This is a genomic window from Clostridium chromiireducens (genome assembly GCF_003575225.1).
In the GTDB taxonomy this organism is placed as follows: domain Bacteria; phylum Bacillota; class Clostridia; order Clostridiales; family Clostridiaceae; genus Clostridium; species Clostridium chromiireducens.
On sequence record NZ_QXDJ01000004.1, the window covers coordinates 212,928 to 232,205 of the forward strand.

The 19,278-nt window shown below is 30.7% G+C and carries 14 protein-coding genes; 2 read left to right on the forward strand and 12 right to left on the reverse strand.

All coding sequences use genetic code 11. The features are described 5' to 3' along the window. Nucleotides 1–169 precede the first annotated feature (169 nt). On the reverse strand, nt 170–559 hold the full coding sequence (locus D2A34_RS16845; protein ID WP_341456922.1) for a ribosomal maturation YjgA family protein: 390 nt from the start codon (nt 557–559) through the stop codon (nt 170–172). Nucleotides 560–760: 201 nt separating this feature from the next. Further along, complete coding sequence (locus tag D2A34_RS16850; protein WP_119367359.1) at nt 761–2,047, reverse strand: C40 family peptidase; 1,287 nt, start codon at nt 2,045–2,047, stop codon at nt 761–763. Between the two features lie 388 nt (nt 2,048–2,435). On the opposite strand from D2A34_RS16850, the gene D2A34_RS27590 reads away from it, so the two are divergent. Both D2A34_RS27590 and D2A34_RS16855 read left to right on the forward strand, forming a co-directional pair. Next, complete coding sequence (locus D2A34_RS27590; RefSeq protein WP_341467256.1) at nt 2,436–2,696, forward strand: class III extradiol ring-cleavage dioxygenase family protein; 261 nt, start codon at nt 2,436–2,438, stop codon at nt 2,694–2,696. Beyond that, the gene (locus D2A34_RS16855; RefSeq protein ID WP_341467257.1) at nt 2,645–3,202 is read left to right on the forward strand and encodes a DODA-type extradiol aromatic ring-opening family dioxygenase; all 558 of its coding nucleotides are present in this window, start codon (nt 2,645–2,647) and stop codon (nt 3,200–3,202) included. Before D2A34_RS27590 ends, D2A34_RS16855 begins: the two co-directional genes overlap by 52 nt. A gap of 160 nt (nt 3,203–3,362) precedes the next feature. Here D2A34_RS16855 and D2A34_RS16860 read toward each other — a convergent pair whose 3' ends face one another. The 10 genes from D2A34_RS16860 to D2A34_RS16905 all read right to left on the reverse strand — a co-directional run bounded on the left by D2A34_RS16860 (nt 3,363) and on the right by D2A34_RS16905 (nt 18,941). After that, nucleotides 3,363–5,078 carry a methyl-accepting chemotaxis protein gene (locus tag D2A34_RS16860; protein WP_119367360.1) on the reverse strand — a complete coding sequence of 572 codons (1,716 nt, stop codon included), beginning with the start codon at nt 5,076–5,078 and terminating at the stop codon, nt 3,363–3,365. Nucleotides 5,079–5,384: 306 nt separating this feature from the next. Next, on the reverse strand, nt 5,385–5,570 hold the full coding sequence (locus tag D2A34_RS16865) for a hypothetical protein (RefSeq protein WP_243128355.1): 186 nt from the start codon (nt 5,568–5,570) through the stop codon (nt 5,385–5,387). Nucleotides 5,571–5,693: 123 nt separating this feature from the next. Continuing rightward, on the reverse strand, nt 5,694–8,396 hold the full coding sequence (locus tag D2A34_RS16870) for a GH36-type glycosyl hydrolase domain-containing protein (RefSeq protein WP_119367361.1): 2,703 nt from the start codon (nt 8,394–8,396) through the stop codon (nt 5,694–5,696). Nucleotides 8,397–8,451: 55 nt separating this feature from the next. Further along, nucleotides 8,452–9,468, reverse strand: coding sequence for a LacI family DNA-binding transcriptional regulator (locus D2A34_RS16875; protein ID WP_119367362.1), 1,017 nt, complete (start codon nt 9,466–9,468; stop codon nt 8,452–8,454). 45 nt (nt 9,469–9,513) lie between these two features. Next, entirely contained in the window at nt 9,514–10,854 is a 1,341-nt protein-coding gene (locus D2A34_RS16880; protein WP_119367363.1) for a glycoside hydrolase family 30 protein, read from the reverse strand. 15 nt (nt 10,855–10,869) lie between these two features. Next, a complete protein-coding gene (locus D2A34_RS16885; protein ID WP_119367364.1) occupies nt 10,870–14,028 on the reverse strand; it encodes a hypothetical protein in 3,159 nt (1,052 codons plus the stop codon). A 46-nt stretch (nt 14,029–14,074) separates the two neighbouring features. Beyond that, entirely contained in the window at nt 14,075–14,902 is an 828-nt protein-coding gene (locus tag D2A34_RS16890) for a carbohydrate ABC transporter permease (protein ID WP_119367365.1), read from the reverse strand. Beyond that, nucleotides 14,902–15,909 carry a carbohydrate ABC transporter permease gene (locus D2A34_RS16895; RefSeq protein WP_341467258.1) on the reverse strand — a complete coding sequence of 336 codons (1,008 nt, stop codon included), beginning with the start codon at nt 15,907–15,909 and terminating at the stop codon, nt 14,902–14,904. The genes D2A34_RS16890 and D2A34_RS16895 overlap by 1 nt, the downstream gene beginning before the upstream one ends. Nucleotides 15,910–15,942: 33 nt before the next feature. Further along, nucleotides 15,943–17,283 carry an ABC transporter substrate-binding protein gene (locus D2A34_RS16900; protein ID WP_119367366.1) on the reverse strand — a complete coding sequence of 447 codons (1,341 nt, stop codon included), beginning with the start codon at nt 17,281–17,283 and terminating at the stop codon, nt 15,943–15,945. Between the two features lie 476 nt (nt 17,284–17,759). Next, nucleotides 17,760–18,941: a serine hydrolase domain-containing protein gene (locus tag D2A34_RS16905; RefSeq protein WP_079441220.1), complete on the reverse strand. Its 1,182-nt coding sequence runs from the start codon at nt 18,939–18,941 to the stop codon at nt 17,760–17,762. Nucleotides 18,942–19,278: the final 337 nt, after the last annotated feature.

Consider the following 19,278-nt stretch of genomic DNA (forward strand, 5'->3'; position numbering starts at 1 on the left):
CCCTTTACTAATTTAAATAAATTTTACTTACTTATTAAATCATTATGGATATTTTACTTTATAATATATTATTTTCTATAAATAAACAATTGTATTTAATTAAAATTTAATTTAGCACTTTTACTGTTTTTTATTCACATACCTCTAATTTTAGTCTAACCTTAATAATCTATTTAAATGTATAATTGAAAATTAATTTTTCATAAGCATATATCAGTACAGTTCCTATGAAATAGCAAAAAATATCACCCACATCAAAAGTTGATCCTAATACTATTTGGACTATTTTAACATTTTCTAAATGCAAAAAAGAAATTATATTCAAATATTGAGTAAATTCAATAAAGCAGGCAAATAAAAAAACATATAATATTAAGAATTTTCCTTTATTAATAAAACTCTTAAGAAAGAAATAGATCAAACATACAACTAAGACGTCCCCTATGAAAGGCCTAATTATTTTATCATGTATAAATAGCGCAATTGCTATTTCGACCATTAATAAAATTACAAATATGCTCAAATTTTTACAATTAATTTTCATCAATATTACTCCCATCCTTAACACAAATTCAACCGAGTTAAAAATAATATAATTTTATTAATAGATTCACATATATATTCCTTTAGTTTTATTCTGAAGTTCATAAATAAAATATTTAAAAAATTATTTAATTATTATCGGATGTAAATAATAAGGTTAGAAAGAATTACTCTTTCTAACCTTTCATAAGTTATGCTGAATAGAATTTTATTCTAACTACAATATCCTTCTTGCTGCATAAAAATTATATACAGGACCTACTTTTACAACATCCCCTGTTTGAGGAGCATGTATCATTTGTCCATTACCTACATATATTCCCACGTGCCCAGGATTAGGAAATACCAAATCTCCTGGTTTAAGTTCATCTCGGCTAATAGATTGTCCAACATCTATTTGAGTATAGGTTGTTCTTGAAATGTCTATTCCCGTGGCATTTCTATAAACATAAGAAGTAAATCCTGAACAATCAAAAGTATCCGGACCTGTTGCTCCCCAGACATAAGGAGTTCCTAAATGTTTATATGCTTCATTTAAAACAGCCTGAGCATTTCCTGCTGAAGGAGCAGATACTTTAGTATTTGCTTTTTTAGTATCTACTTTTGTATTTGAAGCTTTGGCTTGTGCTTGAGCTTGTCTTTCACGTTCAGCTGCTTGTTTTTCCTCAGCTGCTTTCTTTTGACTTGCTATTACCTTTGCATTATCAAGTTTGCTATTAATCTCTTTAATAATAATTGGACTTTTTATCTGATTATCTCTAATACTAATTAATTGACTAATTGCACCTTGAACATCTGCATATGTACTACTTGAACTATCTATCGTATCAAACTGAGATTTTACAGCTTCCCTTTCTAATTGTGATAAATATTCAGCATCAAATTTGCTTCTTTCTACCTTTGCCTGTTCTGCTAAAGCCTGTTGGTCTCTCTTCTTTTTATCTAATTCACTTAAATCATCTTGAATTTCTTTAGTAAGCTTATTTATTTCATTCTTTTTATCATCTAAAGACTTCACTTTACTATTTAACTCATTTTTCTTATCTTCAATATTTTCTATTGCTGATTTATCTTTTCCTACAATTTCAGTTACAGCTTGTATCCTTGAGAAGAATTCGCTGCTAGAATCTGCTTTAAGTACAAAATTAACATAGTTAAATTCCAGATCTCCTGAGTTATACATTGCCTTTACTCTTTGACCTAACGCTAGGTCTAAATCATTTATCTCTTTTTTACATTGATTTATATCTTTCTTAGTATTTTCGATTATATTATTAATATTTTCAATTTCCCTTTTATTTTTATCAACTGCAACTTGCAGTGGCTCAATTTGAGCACTCAATTCGTCAACTTTACTTTCAATGTCTTTTATTCTATTTTCAATTTCAGTATATTTTTGCCTTGATTCATTTAACTGTGCATTATCGGGTGCTGCAAATGCTGATATTGAACTTCCTAAAGTCATTATGATTACTAAAACTAATGATACAATTCTTTTCTTCATATTTCGTCGGTTTAATAAACCTTTCCCCCTTACCGTCCCCTAATATAAACATTATAGCACCTTTAGTAATCGTCAACAATCTGTGCATATGCTGAGAATCCACATTTTTATATTCATACCTATGTTTGTACCCTTTTTTCTTGCTTATTCTTAGTTATTCCATTAATTACTAATAATTTGGATCAATTCCAACACTTTTCCATAAATAGAAATAAGGCTGAAAATCATTTTACTTTCACTCTATTAAATTCCATTTCCTTCGCTAAGATTTTCCACTACCACTCTTTTCTTGCACCACATCTGAAAAGATAAGTGAAGAATAATTCTTTAAAAAATGATCAAAACTATCAGAAAAGATTTTATTAAGTTTTCACTAGGAGGATTTTAAATGGTTCCATCATTGTTTTTAAGTCATGGTTCTCCCAATTTAGCAATTGAAGTAAACAAATATACTACATTTCTTAATTATTTAGGTAAGCTTATTACACCAAAAGCAATAGTCATTTTTAGCGCTCATTGGGAAAACGAGGTTTTGTCATTAACATATACTAATAATATTCTTGATACCATTCATGACTATTACGGATTTCAAAAGAAATGTATGAAATCAAGTACCCCGCCAAGGGATCTACTGAAATTGCACTATTAGTAGAAGAAGAACTTATAAATAATAATATAAAAACAAAAATAGAACTCATGAGGGGATTGGATCATGGTTCATGGATTCCATTAAAACACATGTATCCAAATGCTGATATCCCAGTAATTCAGCTCTCTGTTAATCCCTCTTTATCAATCAAAGAACAATATAATATCGGTAAGGCTTTACGTAATCTTGGACAAGAAGACATCCTAGTGATAGGCAGTGGAACCACGGTACACAATCTGAATTGGATTTTTCCTGGTGAGGTATCAGTTAGACCTGAGGCTGTAGCCTTTGATGATTGGCTAATTAAACATGTTGAAAAAAAAGATTTGGATTCATTAGCTTCGTATTTAAAGCTTGCTCCTCATGCAAAACTTGCAGTTCCAAGAGCCGATCACTTTATTCCTCTCTTCATTGCCATGGGAAGCGGAAATGAAAATAATACGGCAAGAGTGATTAATAGAAATTATGACATGGGTACGTTCAGTAATTTATGTTTTGAATTTTAAAGTTTACGGGAGAATAAGATTTCTCCCCGGAATATATTATTGTTTTTAGATTATGAGTTTATCAAAAAATTATATAAACAAATGTCTCTTAATAATTTATTAGTTTTATCTTCTCTTTCTTTATTACCTCGATCCTTAATAATTATTTCTCTTAACAAAGTTAAGCGTGAACTTTGTTATATTTTTCAATCATATTATCAAGAGTATTTGCTTGATTTGTTAATTCATTACTAGCAGTAGCACTTTGCTCTGCTATTAATGATGTTGATTGAACAACATTTGTTATCTGTAATATCCCGTCATTTACTTGTTTTATAGATTGAGCTTGTTCCTCAGATGCTGACGCGATAATATGAACTAATTCTGTAGCTTTATTTACCTCCTCAACAACATTTTTTAGCGCCTGAGCAGTGTTTTGTGCTAATGTTTTACCAAAGCTAACTACCTTTATAGAATCTTCAATAAGCTGCGTTGTTTGTTTGGCAGCATTTGTACTTTGATTTGCTAGGTTCCTTACTTCATCAGCAACAACAGAAAAACCTTTTCCCGCCTCACCTGCTCTTGCTGCTTCTATAGCTGCATTTAATGCTAATAAATTTGTTTGTTCTGAAATGTAATCAATAACCTTTATAATATTATTAATATCCTTGGATGATTTTTCAATCTCATTCATGGCATTTAGCATTTCATTCATTTGATAGTTACTTTCTTCTATATTTTTAACCAAACTAGTTGCAATGGAATTTGTATTAATAGCATTTTTAGCAGTGCTTTGAACTTTTTCATTAATTTCTGTCATTGAGGCAGAGAGCTGCTGTATAGAACAAGCTTGTTCAACTGTTCCCTGTGATAATACCTTAGCTATGCTGGCAACTTTATCAGCACTGCCTGTTACTAGATAAGTTGCTTCATTTATTTCAGTGAAAACTCCATTAAAAGATATCAGAATATTATGTAATGATTTTTTTATTTCAACAAAATCCCCTTTATATTCTTCCCTAGTAGAAACATTTAAGTTTCCTTTTGATATGTAACCTAATACATGAGATATATCATTAATATATGCTTTAAGAGTCTTTATCATCTCCGAAAAAGATTCTGCTAATCCGCCAATTTCATCCTTGGACTCCACTTCTATAGCTACCTCCAAATTTCCCTCTGCCATTTGGTTTGCAATTTTATTCATGTTTTCTATAGGTTCACTAATAAAGTTGGTTATATATCTAGATAAAAACGCGGTTAATCCAAAAGTTATTCCGATAGATATTAAGATAATTAAAATTGAGATTATTTTTAATACTTTCAATTTATCAACTAAATCATTACAAATATTAATTTTAGTTTGTAATAATTCTGATACATCAACTGTAAGTACTTCTACTACAGGACTTACTTGAGATTTCATTATTTGAGAGGCTTGTTTGTTTTTCTTTTCTAATCCCAGCTCTAAAACTCTATCTCTAATAGGTTCATACTCACTTATATCATTTCTAATTTTCTCGAATTCTTCTTTCTCTATAGCTGTTGTATTAGTTTTTTCTATTGATATTAATAATTGTTTAATTTCCTCTGAATAATTATTAATTGAGTCTCTAACATTTGCTTTTCGTGTTTCATCAAAACTTTCATCCTCTAACATTACCATATCTCTTACGATAGAATATGAATTTTCAACTTTTATTCCAAGCTTCCCAACTTCACCCTGGGAAAACCCATAATTATTTATAGCTTTATTATATTGAACAGTTATTAACTGTAAAAAAACTAAACTAATAATTGAAGACAAACTTCCTAGAATAGTTATTATCATAAATGATCTAAAGAGCTTTTTTCGCAAAGGTAAGTCTTTTACGTTAACTTTTATGTATTTTATCATATTAATTCGCTCCTTAAGCTTTTGTATTTTGTATTCATTTTGATTTTTTAACTTAGATATAATAGATTAAATTCTCAACCAATAATATATGATTTGAGTATATTGTGCTTTTTATAATCTTTAACCAATTACTCAAATCATATAATAAATTTATCCGATAGCTAGCATCCTTAACACTCCTACTTCTTTAAGTAGTAGATAACTGCTGACGCTCCTTGACGAGATGCCTCTTTAGGGTATAAGTTCAACTAAATTCAGCTGGAGCTAAAACTCCACCTGAAAAGTTTCACTTTATATTTTATCTTACTATTTCCACAAATCTTTAACTAATTGCATTATCATTATTTTCTGCCCATCACTAAATAGGTGTATTGGAGAATTATCATCTCCAGTATCTGAATTCTCAACAATTAGAACAGATGCGCCTTCACTTAATGTATGAGTATGCCATACAGAATGGTTTACATATAATTTAGTACAGCAACACGCCAAGATTTATAATCAACTAAAGGTTTGTATACTTCCTCAGTATATTCAGAAACCTCGATAAACTATTTATTCATGATTTTCCTCCTCTTATGATATCAGTAATATAGTCTTTATAACTTAACTCTGTTAATTAAGAATAATTTTTATTATGTGTTTGCTGACCTTTTCTAATTCTTTTATTGTCGCTCTACTTATAGTCGTTTTTCCATTAAATTTATACTTTTTCCCATTAATATAAATTTCGTTTATGCTATAGTTTCCATATTCTTTCCTATTATCATTTACATATTCAATCCTAAGTTTTCTTTCAGCAAAAATCATATCTATTGCTGCTTTATTTTCTTCATTAAATTGCTTTTCTAATAACTTCGGTTCAAAGGTCAGATCACCCATTTCACCTTTCACTCCAAACATTTCAGATAATACTGTAAGTATCAACCAGCTAGCTGACCCTGTTAAATAATGATACATCCCTCTACCTTTTTGGTTTATATATTCAGGCACTCCTGGGTAAATTCTACTTACATCAAAGTTATTGCAGTGATTATAAAGAGTATCAATAACTTTAAATCCTTCTTCTACAAAGCCTCTTTGATAAAGTGCATTAGCATACATAATTGCCATATGGCTAAATACTGCCCCATTTTCTTTATGTCCATAAGCAAAACCAAACATTCTTCCTAGATCTGTTTTTACTTCATTAAAGTTAGTATTTAATCTATAACCACCTATAGATTTATCGTAAAGATATTTATCTGCTGCTTTGACTATACTCTTTACCTGTTCTTCTGTAGCAGTGCTGCTCATTATTGTAAATACTTGTCCTGTAAGCATCATGCGTGTTCCATGCTCACCATCACCTTCAACTCTTCTGGCATTGTTATCATAATAGCCGTTATACCAGCTATAACCTTCCTTGTTGCAAATCCACTCATTTTTTTGTATATGATTCTTAAGCCATTTTGCCTTTCCCTCAATATTAGAAATCAATTCATTACAATCCATACCAATAACATTACCTCTAATATTATGTCTGCACTTCGAACAATACTCTTTTAACACTCTTCTCTTTACTTCTACTTTATCATAAAGTTCATCGTTTCCACTTAATAACACAAGTAGCTCTTCAGCTAGTTCCACATTCTTAATATTCTTTTTATCTCTTAAGTATTTTAATAGTTCTGCAATGTTTGAAATGTTTCCACTATATAGAGCACTAAATGCAACACTTTCTCCTTTCTCATCAGCCATATCTAAGCCATCATTCCAATCTGCTCCATGAAGTTTTAAGTTATTATGCTCTCCGACATCATAAAAAGCAGTTAAATGTTGTATTAAAATGTGTTCTAATATAGTTCCTTTATACTCTTCCTCTTCATCTGTAAGCATTTGATTTCCTTGCTTTTCGTTCCATAAAAGATCTTTTTCTGTCCCTCTTCCCTCTTGAATATCTTTAAAGTAACTTTTCTTTTCTAAAAGAAATTCTATATCTCCAGTTTGCTCTATATAAAGTTTAGTTGTTAAGAATGGCCATGCTCCATGATCCATCCAAACACGAGTTATATTGTTTCTATCTGCAATAAACTCTCCTTGCTTTGTTCCGATTATTGTTGCATTAGTACCATCAAAACGAACTCCACCAAAATTGTCTAAAAGCATTCCTCTAACATTACTTGGATCCATAGCTAACAAAGCTAAACAATCTTGCCACAAATCTCTCCAACCTCGTCCACCTTTTCCGTAATCGTGGTGAGGTAAAAATGAACAGCCATAAATTCTTCTAAGCATTGGTTGGAAATTCACCCAATACATCCAATTATCAAATTGCTTATCCTTAGTTTCATAAGATATATTTATTTTTGTATCCCAATACTTTTCAGTTTCTTTCATAAGATTATCGAAAGCGGTTTCCTTTAAGTCATTATTAACAATACTATCGAAATCAGACTTACAATCTCCAAATCCTATAGCTACTATATAAGTTTTAGATTCTGCCGCTTCAATTACTTCATCTTCAAAGCGTATAGCTCCAATTGCTTCATAACCTTCTAACTTATCATTAGATTTAATCTTGAACTCCTCATTAAGTACTATAGTTTTAGGATTTTCAAATGACCCTCCTTCTCCAATGAAATCCTCCACTAGTGGACAAAAGCTAACTGGTTTTTCTCCATTTCCTTTTGCAGCCAAAACACCATAAAATACTGTATTTTTTTTATGCCCTCTTTCATCAAAAGTTAATGTAGGATTAACTATTATTCCATATTCAGTAGTTTTAATTCTATGCAAAAGAGACGTTACATGTCTGTGATCCCTAATATTATCTGCTGAACGACAATATAGAGGTATTGCTGCTGTTGGAGTTATTTTCTTAGGTTCATTGCCTATATTGGTTATTGTTATCTTCATTAGCTCTACTTTATCATCTGTTGCTGGAATAAATGATATTATTTCACTTTTTAGACCATATTTCCTTGATGTTCTAGTTGCTTTATGCCACATTATTCCCGCTTCTAATTGTGTTTCTTCTTTATCTTGGCTGAATATTTCAGCTTGTTGTGCTGCTGAAATTCCAGTAGCTGACCAAGCTCCTACTCCATCAATATATACCCAAAAATTTCTTGAAGACTTATTATTATGAAGTTCCTCACTACTCACTGGAGCAAGTAAAAATGTATTTTGCCCCATCTTACAATCTCCATTTAAGGTCGGAGTTATACTAGACATAACCCCAGCCTCATTTGCAAGTGGGAAATACATATAACTATTATTCTCTGGACTTTTAAGTCTAAATGTCCCTTTACTATTTAAAAATTCACAACTCGCCATACTGGATAACCACCTTTATAATAATATAAATAATATAAATTCTATTTTTGTTTTATTACTTTATTCTCTTACATGAATCTCTCTCAACTAATTCAACTGGCACTATTTTATTTATTTTTAGTTTCTCTTTTCCATTAATCTGCTCTACTAATAAATCCACAGCAGTCCTTCCAATTTCATTACAGCTTTGTCTTATAGTTGTAAGTCTAGGTGTTAAATATTCTGAAATCTCTATATCATCAAAACCGATTATCGAAATATCTTCAGGGATTTTAATCCCTGCATCCTTTGCTGCATTTATAGCACCAATAGCAATCTTATCACAGGCTGCAAATACAGCTGTCGGTCTATCTTTTAGATTTAGTAAATCTTTCATAGCATTATAGCCTCCAGAAACATCAAAATTCACTCCATCTGCAATGTATCCCTCTTTTATTTCTAATTTCAATTTTTTCATAATTTTTATATAGCCTTCTTTTCTAATATGACTTGGCCAGTTATCTGATTTACTTGCTCCTGTAATATGAGCAATTTCTCTATGCCCTAAGTCATATAAATACTTTATAGCTAGGTTACAGCCTTCTAAATTGTCTGAAGTTACTGTTGATGTATTCTTGCTGAACATATCTATTACAACAATTGGGAAGTCACTTTCTATTAACTCTAATGTTTCTTTATCATTTGGATCTGTACAGATTATAGCAATTCCATCTACGCATCTATACTTAAAATACTCTAAGAAAGTATCATTCTTTAGCCTATCATTTTTAGAACCAAATAATAATGAATATCCATGTTTATCTGCTTGTTTTTTAAAAGCCTCAATTACGCCTGAAAAAAAAGGATGATTAAGTCCAACTCCAAGATTTTCAAAATATACTATTCCTAATGTCCAGGTTCTCTTAGTAGATAAAAATTGAGCTTGAGAATTTGGTAAAAAGTTTTCTTCTTCTAGTATCTTTTTTATCTTTGCCCTAGTCTTATCACTTACATCTGGATAGTTATTTATTACTTTTGATACTGTAGTCGGCGAAACTCCTGCAATTTTTGCTATTTCATATATTGTACTCATCTTTTTATATCTCTCCTTCTCTTTTTCAGAAACCTCTATATACTACTATTCTTCAACAATAGTGTAGATAGAGTGTGCTTTTAATTTTACTGTTACACTTTCATCATCAATTTGTAAGTTAATATATTTATCTTCATTCTCTTCATTCATTATTACTGCACATAAAGTATTATCTTTTTTTATAGAACCAACTGCATATATTTTATCACCTATAACGCTGCTATATATTCTTTCTGAATTCTTCTTAATGAATTTGCTAAAGTGCGCAATATAGAAAAATGAACTATTATAATGTACTTCCTTTGTTTTACTATCTACTATTATTGGAGCATCACATAAATTGTTTACATGGTTTGGTCCTCCAGCTTCATTAAGAACAATATTCCAATCCATCCATGCTTCAATATAATTATTTAAATCTCCAATTATATTTCTACCATATCTTTCTCCAGTATCCCACGATTCTAATTTTACTCCGCCTTCCTGACATCCTTCAGTAAAGATTATATGCTTATCTGGAAACTCATCATGAACCTTTGTTGTATTAGAAAACTCTTCAGATACATACCAGTGAATTCCAGTACCCCATACATATTTAGCTGCTTCTTTATCTTCAAGAACAGCTTTTGCTCTTTCGTATACTATATCTCTATTATGGTCCCAAATTATTATTTTCTTATCATCTAACCCGTTTTTATGCATTGTAGGTCCTAAGTAGTCTTTAACAAAATCCCTTTCTTCTTCAGCAGTGTAAAGGCAAGAATCCCATACTTGATGTGCCGCAGGTTCATTTTGAACTGTAACTGCCCAAATATCTATATTTTTATCTTTCATTTTATTTATATATTTCACAAAATAATCTGCCCATAATTGTTTGCAGTCTTCTCTAAGTTTTCCACCATTATTCATTTCACCATTTGTCTTCATATAACTTGGCGGACTCCATGGACTTGCTAATATGCTCAAGTCATTATTAGTCATTTCTTTAACAGTTCTAACTAAAGGTAATACATATTTTTCATCTCGATCTAAGGTGAATGTATCCAATGTCATATCTCCATCTTCTACGTAGCTATAATTTTCTAGAGAAAAATCACAGCTATTAATATGAACCCTGGCAAAGTTATATCCTATTCCATTCTCTTTATGGTAATAAGATTCTAGCACTTTCTTCTGTTGATTTTCATCAATCTTTGAAAGAGCATAAGCACTAGCTTCTGTTAATGCTCCTCCGAACCCAAGGATTTTTTGATATTTTTTTCTTGTATCCATTTTAACGCTATTTACACTATTTTTCTTTTGATCTGTGATAAAATTTTGCAATTTATAGCACTTTAGTCTTTCATCAGTATCCTTCGCTGTTACATATACATTAAATTGTTTCATTTCTCTCCTCCTGTACTACAAAATAGTAGCTTGTATCTCTACTATTTCTCTATTTCTAATTTTTTCTGCAAATTCTCCAGAAATTTCATTTCCTTTTAACTTAATTACATTATTATTTATATCAGATAAAGTAATTTCTTCTATTACTCCTTTGTCAGTTCCAAAGGTATTTTTCTTGTTTTTATTTATATATACAAGTCTTATATCCCCTAATATAGTAGTTATTAATGTTCCATCATTAAAGAAATCTTTAGTTAAAATAGGATTTAACCTTAACTTAAGAATTCCATCCTCATATGCAAAAAGCTTTTCTCCAACCATCATTAATTTCCATATATTAAGCATTTCTACTGTTGTCCCACTTAACCTTGCCACAAAACCTCTTCCATGATTCCTTTCATCTGGATTGCTACTGCTTGCAATAAACGATGAGTTCTCAAGTATGCTTCTCCCATATACTTTTGGATCCATAAACGGAGGCATTGCCGTTTTTATAGCTTCGAAGAATTCTTCATACAAGCCATTTTTTATTAATTCTAAAATATATTTAAATTCCATATGCATAAATATTGATTCTCTTTCAAGCCATCCTGCTGTAAAGCTTCTTGCTCTTCCAATTTCAAAAGATACGTCTTCAAGTGACTCTGAAGTCTTATACATTTTCAATTTTTTATCATAAACATTACTTTCTTTAATTAACTTATAAAGTTCTTTCTTCTCTTCATCTATTAATTCCGTTTTTAAATATCTAGCAGGTCCTTCCAAGAATAATGGCAAAAAGTTAACTTTAAATTTTAATGGTTTGATTTTATTCCCATCATCAATCTCATATTCTGTCACATCATAATGCATAAATGTTGGAATTTTACCTTCATTCATACTCTTAGCTTTCTTAATCCCCGAGTCAATTTTCGAGATCATTTTGTCAACAATATTTTTAATGAACTCAACGTCTAATTTTCTATTATCCCCACTTACTGAATATTTGATTTTTTCTCTGTATTCTTCTCGTATACTAGAAACATTGTCCCAATATTCGATCTCACTAAAATCACCGTTTAATTCTAAAGCAAGTGATTTTTCTACTCTACATACAGCCTCATAAAATTCTTCTGGAAGCTTTATAGACTCTTCAATTAAATGTAAGTTATCTTTTATAAATAACAAAATTCTTTTTAACTCAGCAGTTTCTGCAAAGCTTGAACCTAATAAGCCTGGAAGTCCATTCATAGCATCATTCCAACCTGGTTTACCCGCCTCCATTTCAATTCCAATCCCCATTGGATCTAAAGTCATAAATTTAACTCCAGCAAGAATTAATAACTTCGCCATTAAATTCGTTTTATACAAATTCCCGTTTTCATCGTAAACCCAATTACTTTGTAGCTTTTCTTTTTTCTCCAAAGCTACATATTGTCTAACTTTTCCGTCATCTAAGACGTACTTCTCACTTCTTGGTAAAACATATTCAGGAGAGTTATAAAACTTATAGTCTTCATTTTCAATTAATAGCTCTTTAATTTTATCAGGATAAATATTTAAGTACTCTTCAATTAAATCGAGATTGTATGTCCAATGGTCTGTCCAAAAACCTTCTCCAAAATCAGCTTCTATGTCTTCACATGACATTTCAATAATATTATTTACTACTTCCATTGTTTTCTGATTTGGAATTTCTTCTGTATTTTTTATTACAGAATACAATTCACCTATAGTAAATTTATCATCTAGTATTTCTATTAATTTTTCACTTTTATATTCACCTATTAAATTCAGTACATTTTCTTTATTATTTTCATATAAGTAAAATCTTTTTCCTTTAATAACTAAAGGATTATAACCATCAAGCTGTATCAAGTCACTGAATAATTTTATATTCTCGATTTTAGTGAATGGGTGAATGAATACATCCATTCGCCTATTTTGATTAACATCTCTAAAGTTTCCATTTCCTTGAGAATAATAGTTTGGTTCTATACTAAAGAAATTGTAATCCCTTTCTAAATCTCCATGCTTTCTAGAATATACATAATAGACCTTCTTTTGTGTATTTCCAACTTCTAATGGATATCCTCCTCTTAAAACATTGTCAATATAGCATTGTTTAATATAATGATCAAATAAAGGATATGCAGTTTTAGTCTCAACCTTTTTGCTAATTTCATTAATTACTTGATTGCCTTCGTTTATCTTGCTTTCAAAATATTCTACATTACATATTTTCTCTAGAGCTTTATTTACATCTTCACTACTATTCATGTAGCCCATATAGCTATAAATATAAGTCGCGGTATTTCCTTCTAATGAAATTATTTTTCCTGAGAAGGCACAAGGTACTTTATTATAGCAGATTTTATTTTTGTCTACTATTTCCTCAATATTATTATTTTGAAACTCTACAGGTTTCTTTAATGAGGTATCATATCCAAATATATTTTCTGGATCAACTACTGGAATTAATATGTTTGCATTTTCATCGAATGCCACATAAAAATAGCTATTTTCAACTTTATCAACCTTTGCTGTATCTCCTGTAGATGCTCTTACCTTATATATAGCTGTTTTATCTTCTTTAACTTCTCCTTGCATCCAGCTTCTTAATGTATTTCCAAATACCTTATAAGATTCATTAGTAGATCCATATGGCAATATTGCTGCCAATCCATCTAATATTTCTACATCAATTTTTTTATTAGATTTATTTTTTATTTCAAGTTTTCTTCCTAATGCTGCAAAGTCCTCATTAGGAAGTGTGAAATAAGTAATCTCAATTTCAATCTCTAACTCTTTATTCACTTCAATTAGTTTTATTTCATTATTTTTAATTTTAATTGTTCGTTTTATATTATCGCTTGCAGTTATAGAAAAAGGTTCAAAAACAACTTCCTCTTTGCCTCTTAAAAACTTAATAAATGTTCTATATCCATTGCTATATACCATTTTATAAGCTTCATTGGCTGGGAAAAATTCCATTATGCAATTGTCCTTGTCTCTTACTCCAATACTGCTTATTGCTTGCCCTCTATTAACGTAAAAGGACCACATCGGGATACCTTCTACTCCTGCTATTCCTGATAAGAAACTTGCAAAAGGAGCTTTTTTATCATAATTTTCTATAGCATAAAATCCTAGTTCATCTATATAGTCATTTTTTATTGCATTTTCTACTTTCATAAAACACCTCTTACTTAATCAATAAACATATATGTTACAATTTAATTTATTCTTTAACTCCACCGGCAGATATACTGTTAATTATATATTTTGAGAAGAACGCAAAAGCTATCATTACTGGTAATACTGATATTGCAACTGTCAAATAAGTAGCACCTAAATTATTTGCTATATCTTTCGATCCGCTTAATGATCCAACCATAACTGGCAAAGTAAATTTATCCGGAGTAATTAGTAATACTAATGGTATTAAATAGTTATTCCAAGATCCTATAAATACTCCAATTGACATTGTTGCTATACCTGGCATCATAATTGGAAGACCAATTTTGTGAAATGTATTTATTTCATTGGCACCATCCATTCTTGCTGCTTCAACTATAGACATTGGTAATACTGAAACCAAGTATTGTCTTAAGAAAAATACTATAAATGGACTTGCTATTGATGGTATTATGAGTGGTAGGTAACTATCCATTAAATCCAGATTATTTACTAAGTCATAAAATCCAAGAAGCCCTAATTGTGTAGGTACCATCATTAATATTAGTATTATAGTAAAAATAAAATTTTTCCCTTTAAAATCGTATATTGCAAAACCATATGCTGTTAATGCTGAAAAATATCCTGTTAAAAATGTACAGCATACTGCAACAAACAAGCTATTTCCAAGACCTCTAAATATGTTAAAAAAGCCAGACATGAGTACCCAGTTTTCACTTAAGGAGTTTCCAGGGATAAATGTAAATCCAGACATTATCTCTTTACTTTCTCTGGTTGCATTAACCATCATTACTAGAAATGGCCCTAAGCACAAAAGACTTATAAGAATCAATACCCCATAGATAAGCATCTTTTTAAATTTTGTACTCATTATCTTGCCTCCTTCTTTTTAGCTGTGTGATACATTGATTTAAACGTAAATGCTGAACATATTGCAATTATAATAAACATTACATATGCAATTGCAGCTGCATAACCAACATTATTATATTTAAATGCCGTATTGTATAAATACATAACCATAGTATTTAATGAACCAAAAGGTTTTCCAAGTCCATCGGTAATCAAAAATGGGATTTCAAATATTTGAAGTCCTCCTATAAGGGACGTAATTGCAACATATAATAAAATCGGCTTTAGAAGTGGTAGAGTTATTTTGCCAAACGTTGTCCATCTTCCTGCACCATCTATAGTTGCTGCTTCAAAATAGTCTTTTGATATACCTTGAACTCCTGCCATAAGAACTATAAATGAATTTCCAAACCACATCCATGCTCCAATAACTGAAACTACAAGAGGAGCTGTTCCTGCTTGCCCCAGCCAATCTATTTTTGTACTTATTATTCCAAAATCAACCAAAATCTGATTAAATGAGCCAAATTGCCAATCCATTAAATTTTTAAATAAAAATGCTACTGACGCTGCAGATATTAAATTGGGCAGGTAAAATAAAGCTCTGAAAACACTTAACCCTTTCATCTTATATTTTATATCGCTAAAAATTATGGTTAGTAAAAATGCCAATCCAAGTTGAAGAATAATATTAACACCCCAAATTTTTACTGTACTTAAAAAAGCGGCCCAAAATAACTTATCATCCATTACACGAACATAATTATCAATTCCAATAAATGTTGGATCACCAAAACCATTAAAACTTGTAAAACTTAAATATAAAGTTCTAATAATAGGATATATACTGAATATTATAAACACGATTAAAAACGGTAGTATGAATAAATAACCAAATTTATTTACATCCTTTATGCTCTTTTTCCTTTGATATCTAGATTTTGTCATGCTAATTCCTCTGCCTGCTGTATCTATACCTAAATTCAAATTCCTCACCTCTACTAAATTTATATAATGAATTTTCATTTAAAGGTGAGGAAAATCCCCACCTTTAACTTATTAATTAGGTACTTCAATTTCTGGATATACCGTCTTCACATTTTTATAAAAGTCTTTTAAAGCATCTTCCTTTGAAACTCCACCTTTTTGAACTGATTCAATAGCTTGTCCAAAGAATTTTCCAACTTGGTCATCATATTTTGTAACCAATGAGAAATCGACTTTCTTAGCTTGCTCTAACCAGAAAGCATATGTCTTTTGACCACCAAACGCTTGATTTTCCATATCCTTATTAGCTTCTAATGCTGGAATATATGAAACAACATCACCCTTAGATTTTTCAATCCACCACTTAGCAGTATCCTCATTAAGGGTGCAGTACTTGATAAAATCCCAAGCGGCTTGCTTATTCTTACTAAAGCTACTGATAGCCATAAATGTTCCACCTGCAAAATATGAATTAGGTCCAGTAGTAACACCAAATTTACCGATATTGTCCTTAGCATTGTCTCTTACTATTAAACTTCCCCATGTTGGCAACGCATATGAAAATACTTCAGTTTTAGCTGCATTTGCATCTATATCTTTTAAGTCTTGACCACCTGCATCTATTGGAATTGGGCCAGCCATTGATGCATACCATGCTGGTGACCATTCTGGAGCGAAGGCAACCAATTTCTCTTGATACAATTTTACAGCTGCATCAACATAAGCTAATCTATCTTCAGTCATCATAAGCTTATTGTCTTTTACCCATGGTTGAGGATCTTTACCGTAAACAAACCATCTTAAATTTCCTGTATCAGCAAATATTTTATATCCCTTGTCTGATAATTCTTTAGCTGTTTGTGTTATAGTATTTACATCTTTAAATTTTTGACCAATAAACGCTGGATCATCATTTCCCCAAACTGCTTTAGCTATATCTCTACGATAAGTAATTCCACCTGGAGTAACTTGATAACTTACTGCTCTAACTGTTCCTTTAGAATCTTTACCCGCTTCATAGGCATAGTTAATAATTTTATCTTTATATTGCTCAATTTTGTATGGTTCCTTAGTTAGATCTTCACAAAAACCAGCTTCGAAATAATTTGGAAGCATTTGAGGCTCTCCAACTATAATGTCTGGAACGTCTGCCTTCCCTCTTAATGCCGTCGTAACTTTCGTTACATAATCTGCTGGAGCTATTACTGTGACTTCAACTTCTTTTCCTGGGTTTTGCTCTTTGTAGTGCTCCGCAAAACTCTTTAAGTCATCTGACAAAGTCCATAATACTATTTTTCCATTTCCTTCATCTTTCTTAGCTGCATCTGTTGCTTTACTGCCTGATCCACAGGCAACTAATGTTGTTGCTACTAAACCAGACAAAACAAGTGACATTACTTTTTTAAGTCTCATAAGATATTCCCCCTGTGATTTAATAATTTTTACTAAAGAACAACATTAACAAAATTAGTTTTGTTTTCAAAAGAATATGCTACCCACGTTTTCGAAACCAGTTTCGAAATATACCAAAAAAATTATTCTAATTATCTTTTAAGTTTATTACTCCAAAATTTCAAAACACATTTCGGAATATATTAAAAAAATCATAGTTTTTGTTTAAGTAGACTATCGAAACCCATTTCGAAAACTTTCAAAAGAAAAAGTTTAATATTTCATTTGAAATACGAAACCGGTTTTGGTTTTATGTTTAAAACTTAGTAATTGTTTACAAATTTATTCTATACCCTTTTTTTTATTTTGTAAAGGTTTTTGTAAAAATTTTCTTTATAAAATTTCTAAATAATTTTCTAATTATATAAAATAATAAAGGATGACTATTCGTTTACTAAAATAGTACATCCTAAATAATACTACAAAATTTCATTAATTTATTCACAACATGAACTTAAAATAATATTTCGCAATTTTCTGGTAAGATGAGTGGTCCCTGCATCAGTTTTTTGTATCATAAATAGGAATGTTAATTCTTCTTCTGGACAATTACAGAAATATGGCCCAAGCCAGCCATCCCATCCATATTCTCCTGAGCTCCCCAAGTCTCCAGCCTTACTACAATCAGTCATTACGCGCATTAGATTTCCATAACTATGTCCACCTAAGGTAACCCAGTTATCAAAACTTTTCTGCTGCACAGCATTCAAAGTTCCTGATGTTAGATATTTAACTGTGTGAGGAAGTAAGATCTGAACGCCATCCAAACTTCCACCATTCATAAGCATGGTAGTAAATCTTGAATAATCATCTATTGTAGAAACCAATCCTGCTCCTCCTGACTCAAATGCTGGACTTCTATCCATCTTATTAACTATTCCTAAATTATTCCCCGTATAAACTTCTAAATCCCCGCCATTATCATTTATATAAGTTTTAGCAAGGCGACTTCCTTTTTCTTCTGGTACCCAAAATCCTGTGTCTTTCATACCTAGTGGTTGAAATATTTCTTCTTTAAAAAACTCTCCTAATCTTTTACCACTAACAACTTCAACAACAGCACCTAAAACATCTGCTGAAGTACCATACTCCCAAGAGGTCCCTGGTTGAAAAGCTAAGGCACATCTCCCTAATTTATTTATAACTTCTATTGTGCTCATTGGTGTATCGCCTAATAATCTATCATCTATCTCTCTAAATAAAGCTTCTGTATCTTTTCCTGCTCTATGATTACCACCATAAACCAATCCCGATGTCATAAAAAGTAAATCCTTAAGCGTGACATCTCTATCGACAGGAACTAAAGTATCACCTGCACCAACCATCTGCTTTTCGAATCCCGGGATATATTTACTTACTGGTTCATATAAATCGATTTCTCCTCTTTGTAAAAGTATCATAACTGCAGCTGCTGTAATAGGCTTTGTCATGGAATATAGTCTAAAAATAGAATCTCTTTTGATTGAAATTCCTGCTTCCTTATCAGCAAAGCCATCTTCATAATAGAAAATTTCTTTGCCTCCCTTAATTATCTTTAAGTTTGCACCAGCTATAAAATTATCATCTATGTTCTTTCTTAATATCTTTTTAATTTGTTCTATTTCAGTCTTCCCTAACATTTCGAATGCCTCCTCTTTAATTCCCACATATACTTTCATCTAATTCTCACGATACTAAAGAAATCCATTAAATCATTTCCTCAGAAATTATTTAACTATTATAACATATTGAACCAATTTATTGAATACCTTTACTAATACTTAATTAAATCCATTTGAAACTTCTTACTCTTATAAAATCAGTTATTTCTCTTTTCATCAATTATCCTTTTGGATTCACCCTTGGAAAAAGTCACGATGTTCGTGCATCTGCAGCCTTAAGCATATTCTCGGAAGATTGAAAAATAACTACATATATTTTCATTATGAGAAATGGCCACCAATTTTAATGAATTGA

Bases quoted from the DNA above. Each gene is read 5' to 3' on its own strand.
- D2A34_RS16895 (WP_341467258.1), bottom strand. From the start codon at position 15,909: ATGAAAATTCATTATATAAATTTAGTAGAGGTGAGGAATTTGAATTTA.
- D2A34_RS16890 (WP_119367365.1), bottom strand. From the start codon at position 14,902: ATGAGTACAAAATTTAAAAAGATGCTTATCTATGGGGTATTGATTCTT.
- D2A34_RS16875 (WP_119367362.1), bottom strand. From the start codon at position 9,468: ATGAGTACAATATATGAAATAGCAAAAATTGCAGGAGTTTCGCCGACT.
- D2A34_RS27590 (WP_341467256.1), top strand. From the start codon at position 2,436: ATGGTTCCATCATTGTTTTTAAGTCATGGTTCTCCCAATTTAGCAATT.
- D2A34_RS16870 (WP_119367361.1), bottom strand. From the start codon at position 8,396: ATGGCGAGTTGTGAATTTTTAAATAGTAAAGGGACATTTAGACTTAAA.
- D2A34_RS16845 (WP_341456922.1), bottom strand. From the start codon at position 559: ATGGGAGTAATATTGATGAAAATTAATTGTAAAAATTTGAGCATATTT.
- D2A34_RS16900 (WP_119367366.1), bottom strand. From the start codon at position 17,283: ATGAGACTTAAAAAAGTAATGTCACTTGTTTTGTCTGGTTTAGTAGCA.
- D2A34_RS16885 (WP_119367364.1), bottom strand. From the start codon at position 14,028: ATGAAAGTAGAAAATGCAATAAAAAATGACTATATAGATGAACTAGGA.
- D2A34_RS16905 (WP_079441220.1), bottom strand. From the start codon at position 18,941: ATGTTAGGGAAGACTGAAATAGAACAAATTAAAAAGATATTAAGAAAG.
- D2A34_RS16860 (WP_119367360.1), bottom strand. From the start codon at position 5,078: ATGATAAAATACATAAAAGTTAACGTAAAAGACTTACCTTTGCGAAAA.
- D2A34_RS16855 (WP_341467257.1), top strand. From the start codon at position 2,645: ATGTATGAAATCAAGTACCCCGCCAAGGGATCTACTGAAATTGCACTA.
- D2A34_RS16880 (WP_119367363.1), bottom strand. From the start codon at position 10,854: ATGAAACAATTTAATGTATATGTAACAGCGAAGGATACTGATGAAAGA.
- D2A34_RS16850 (WP_119367359.1), bottom strand. From the start codon at position 2,047: ATGAAGAAAAGAATTGTATCATTAGTTTTAGTAATCATAATGACTTTA.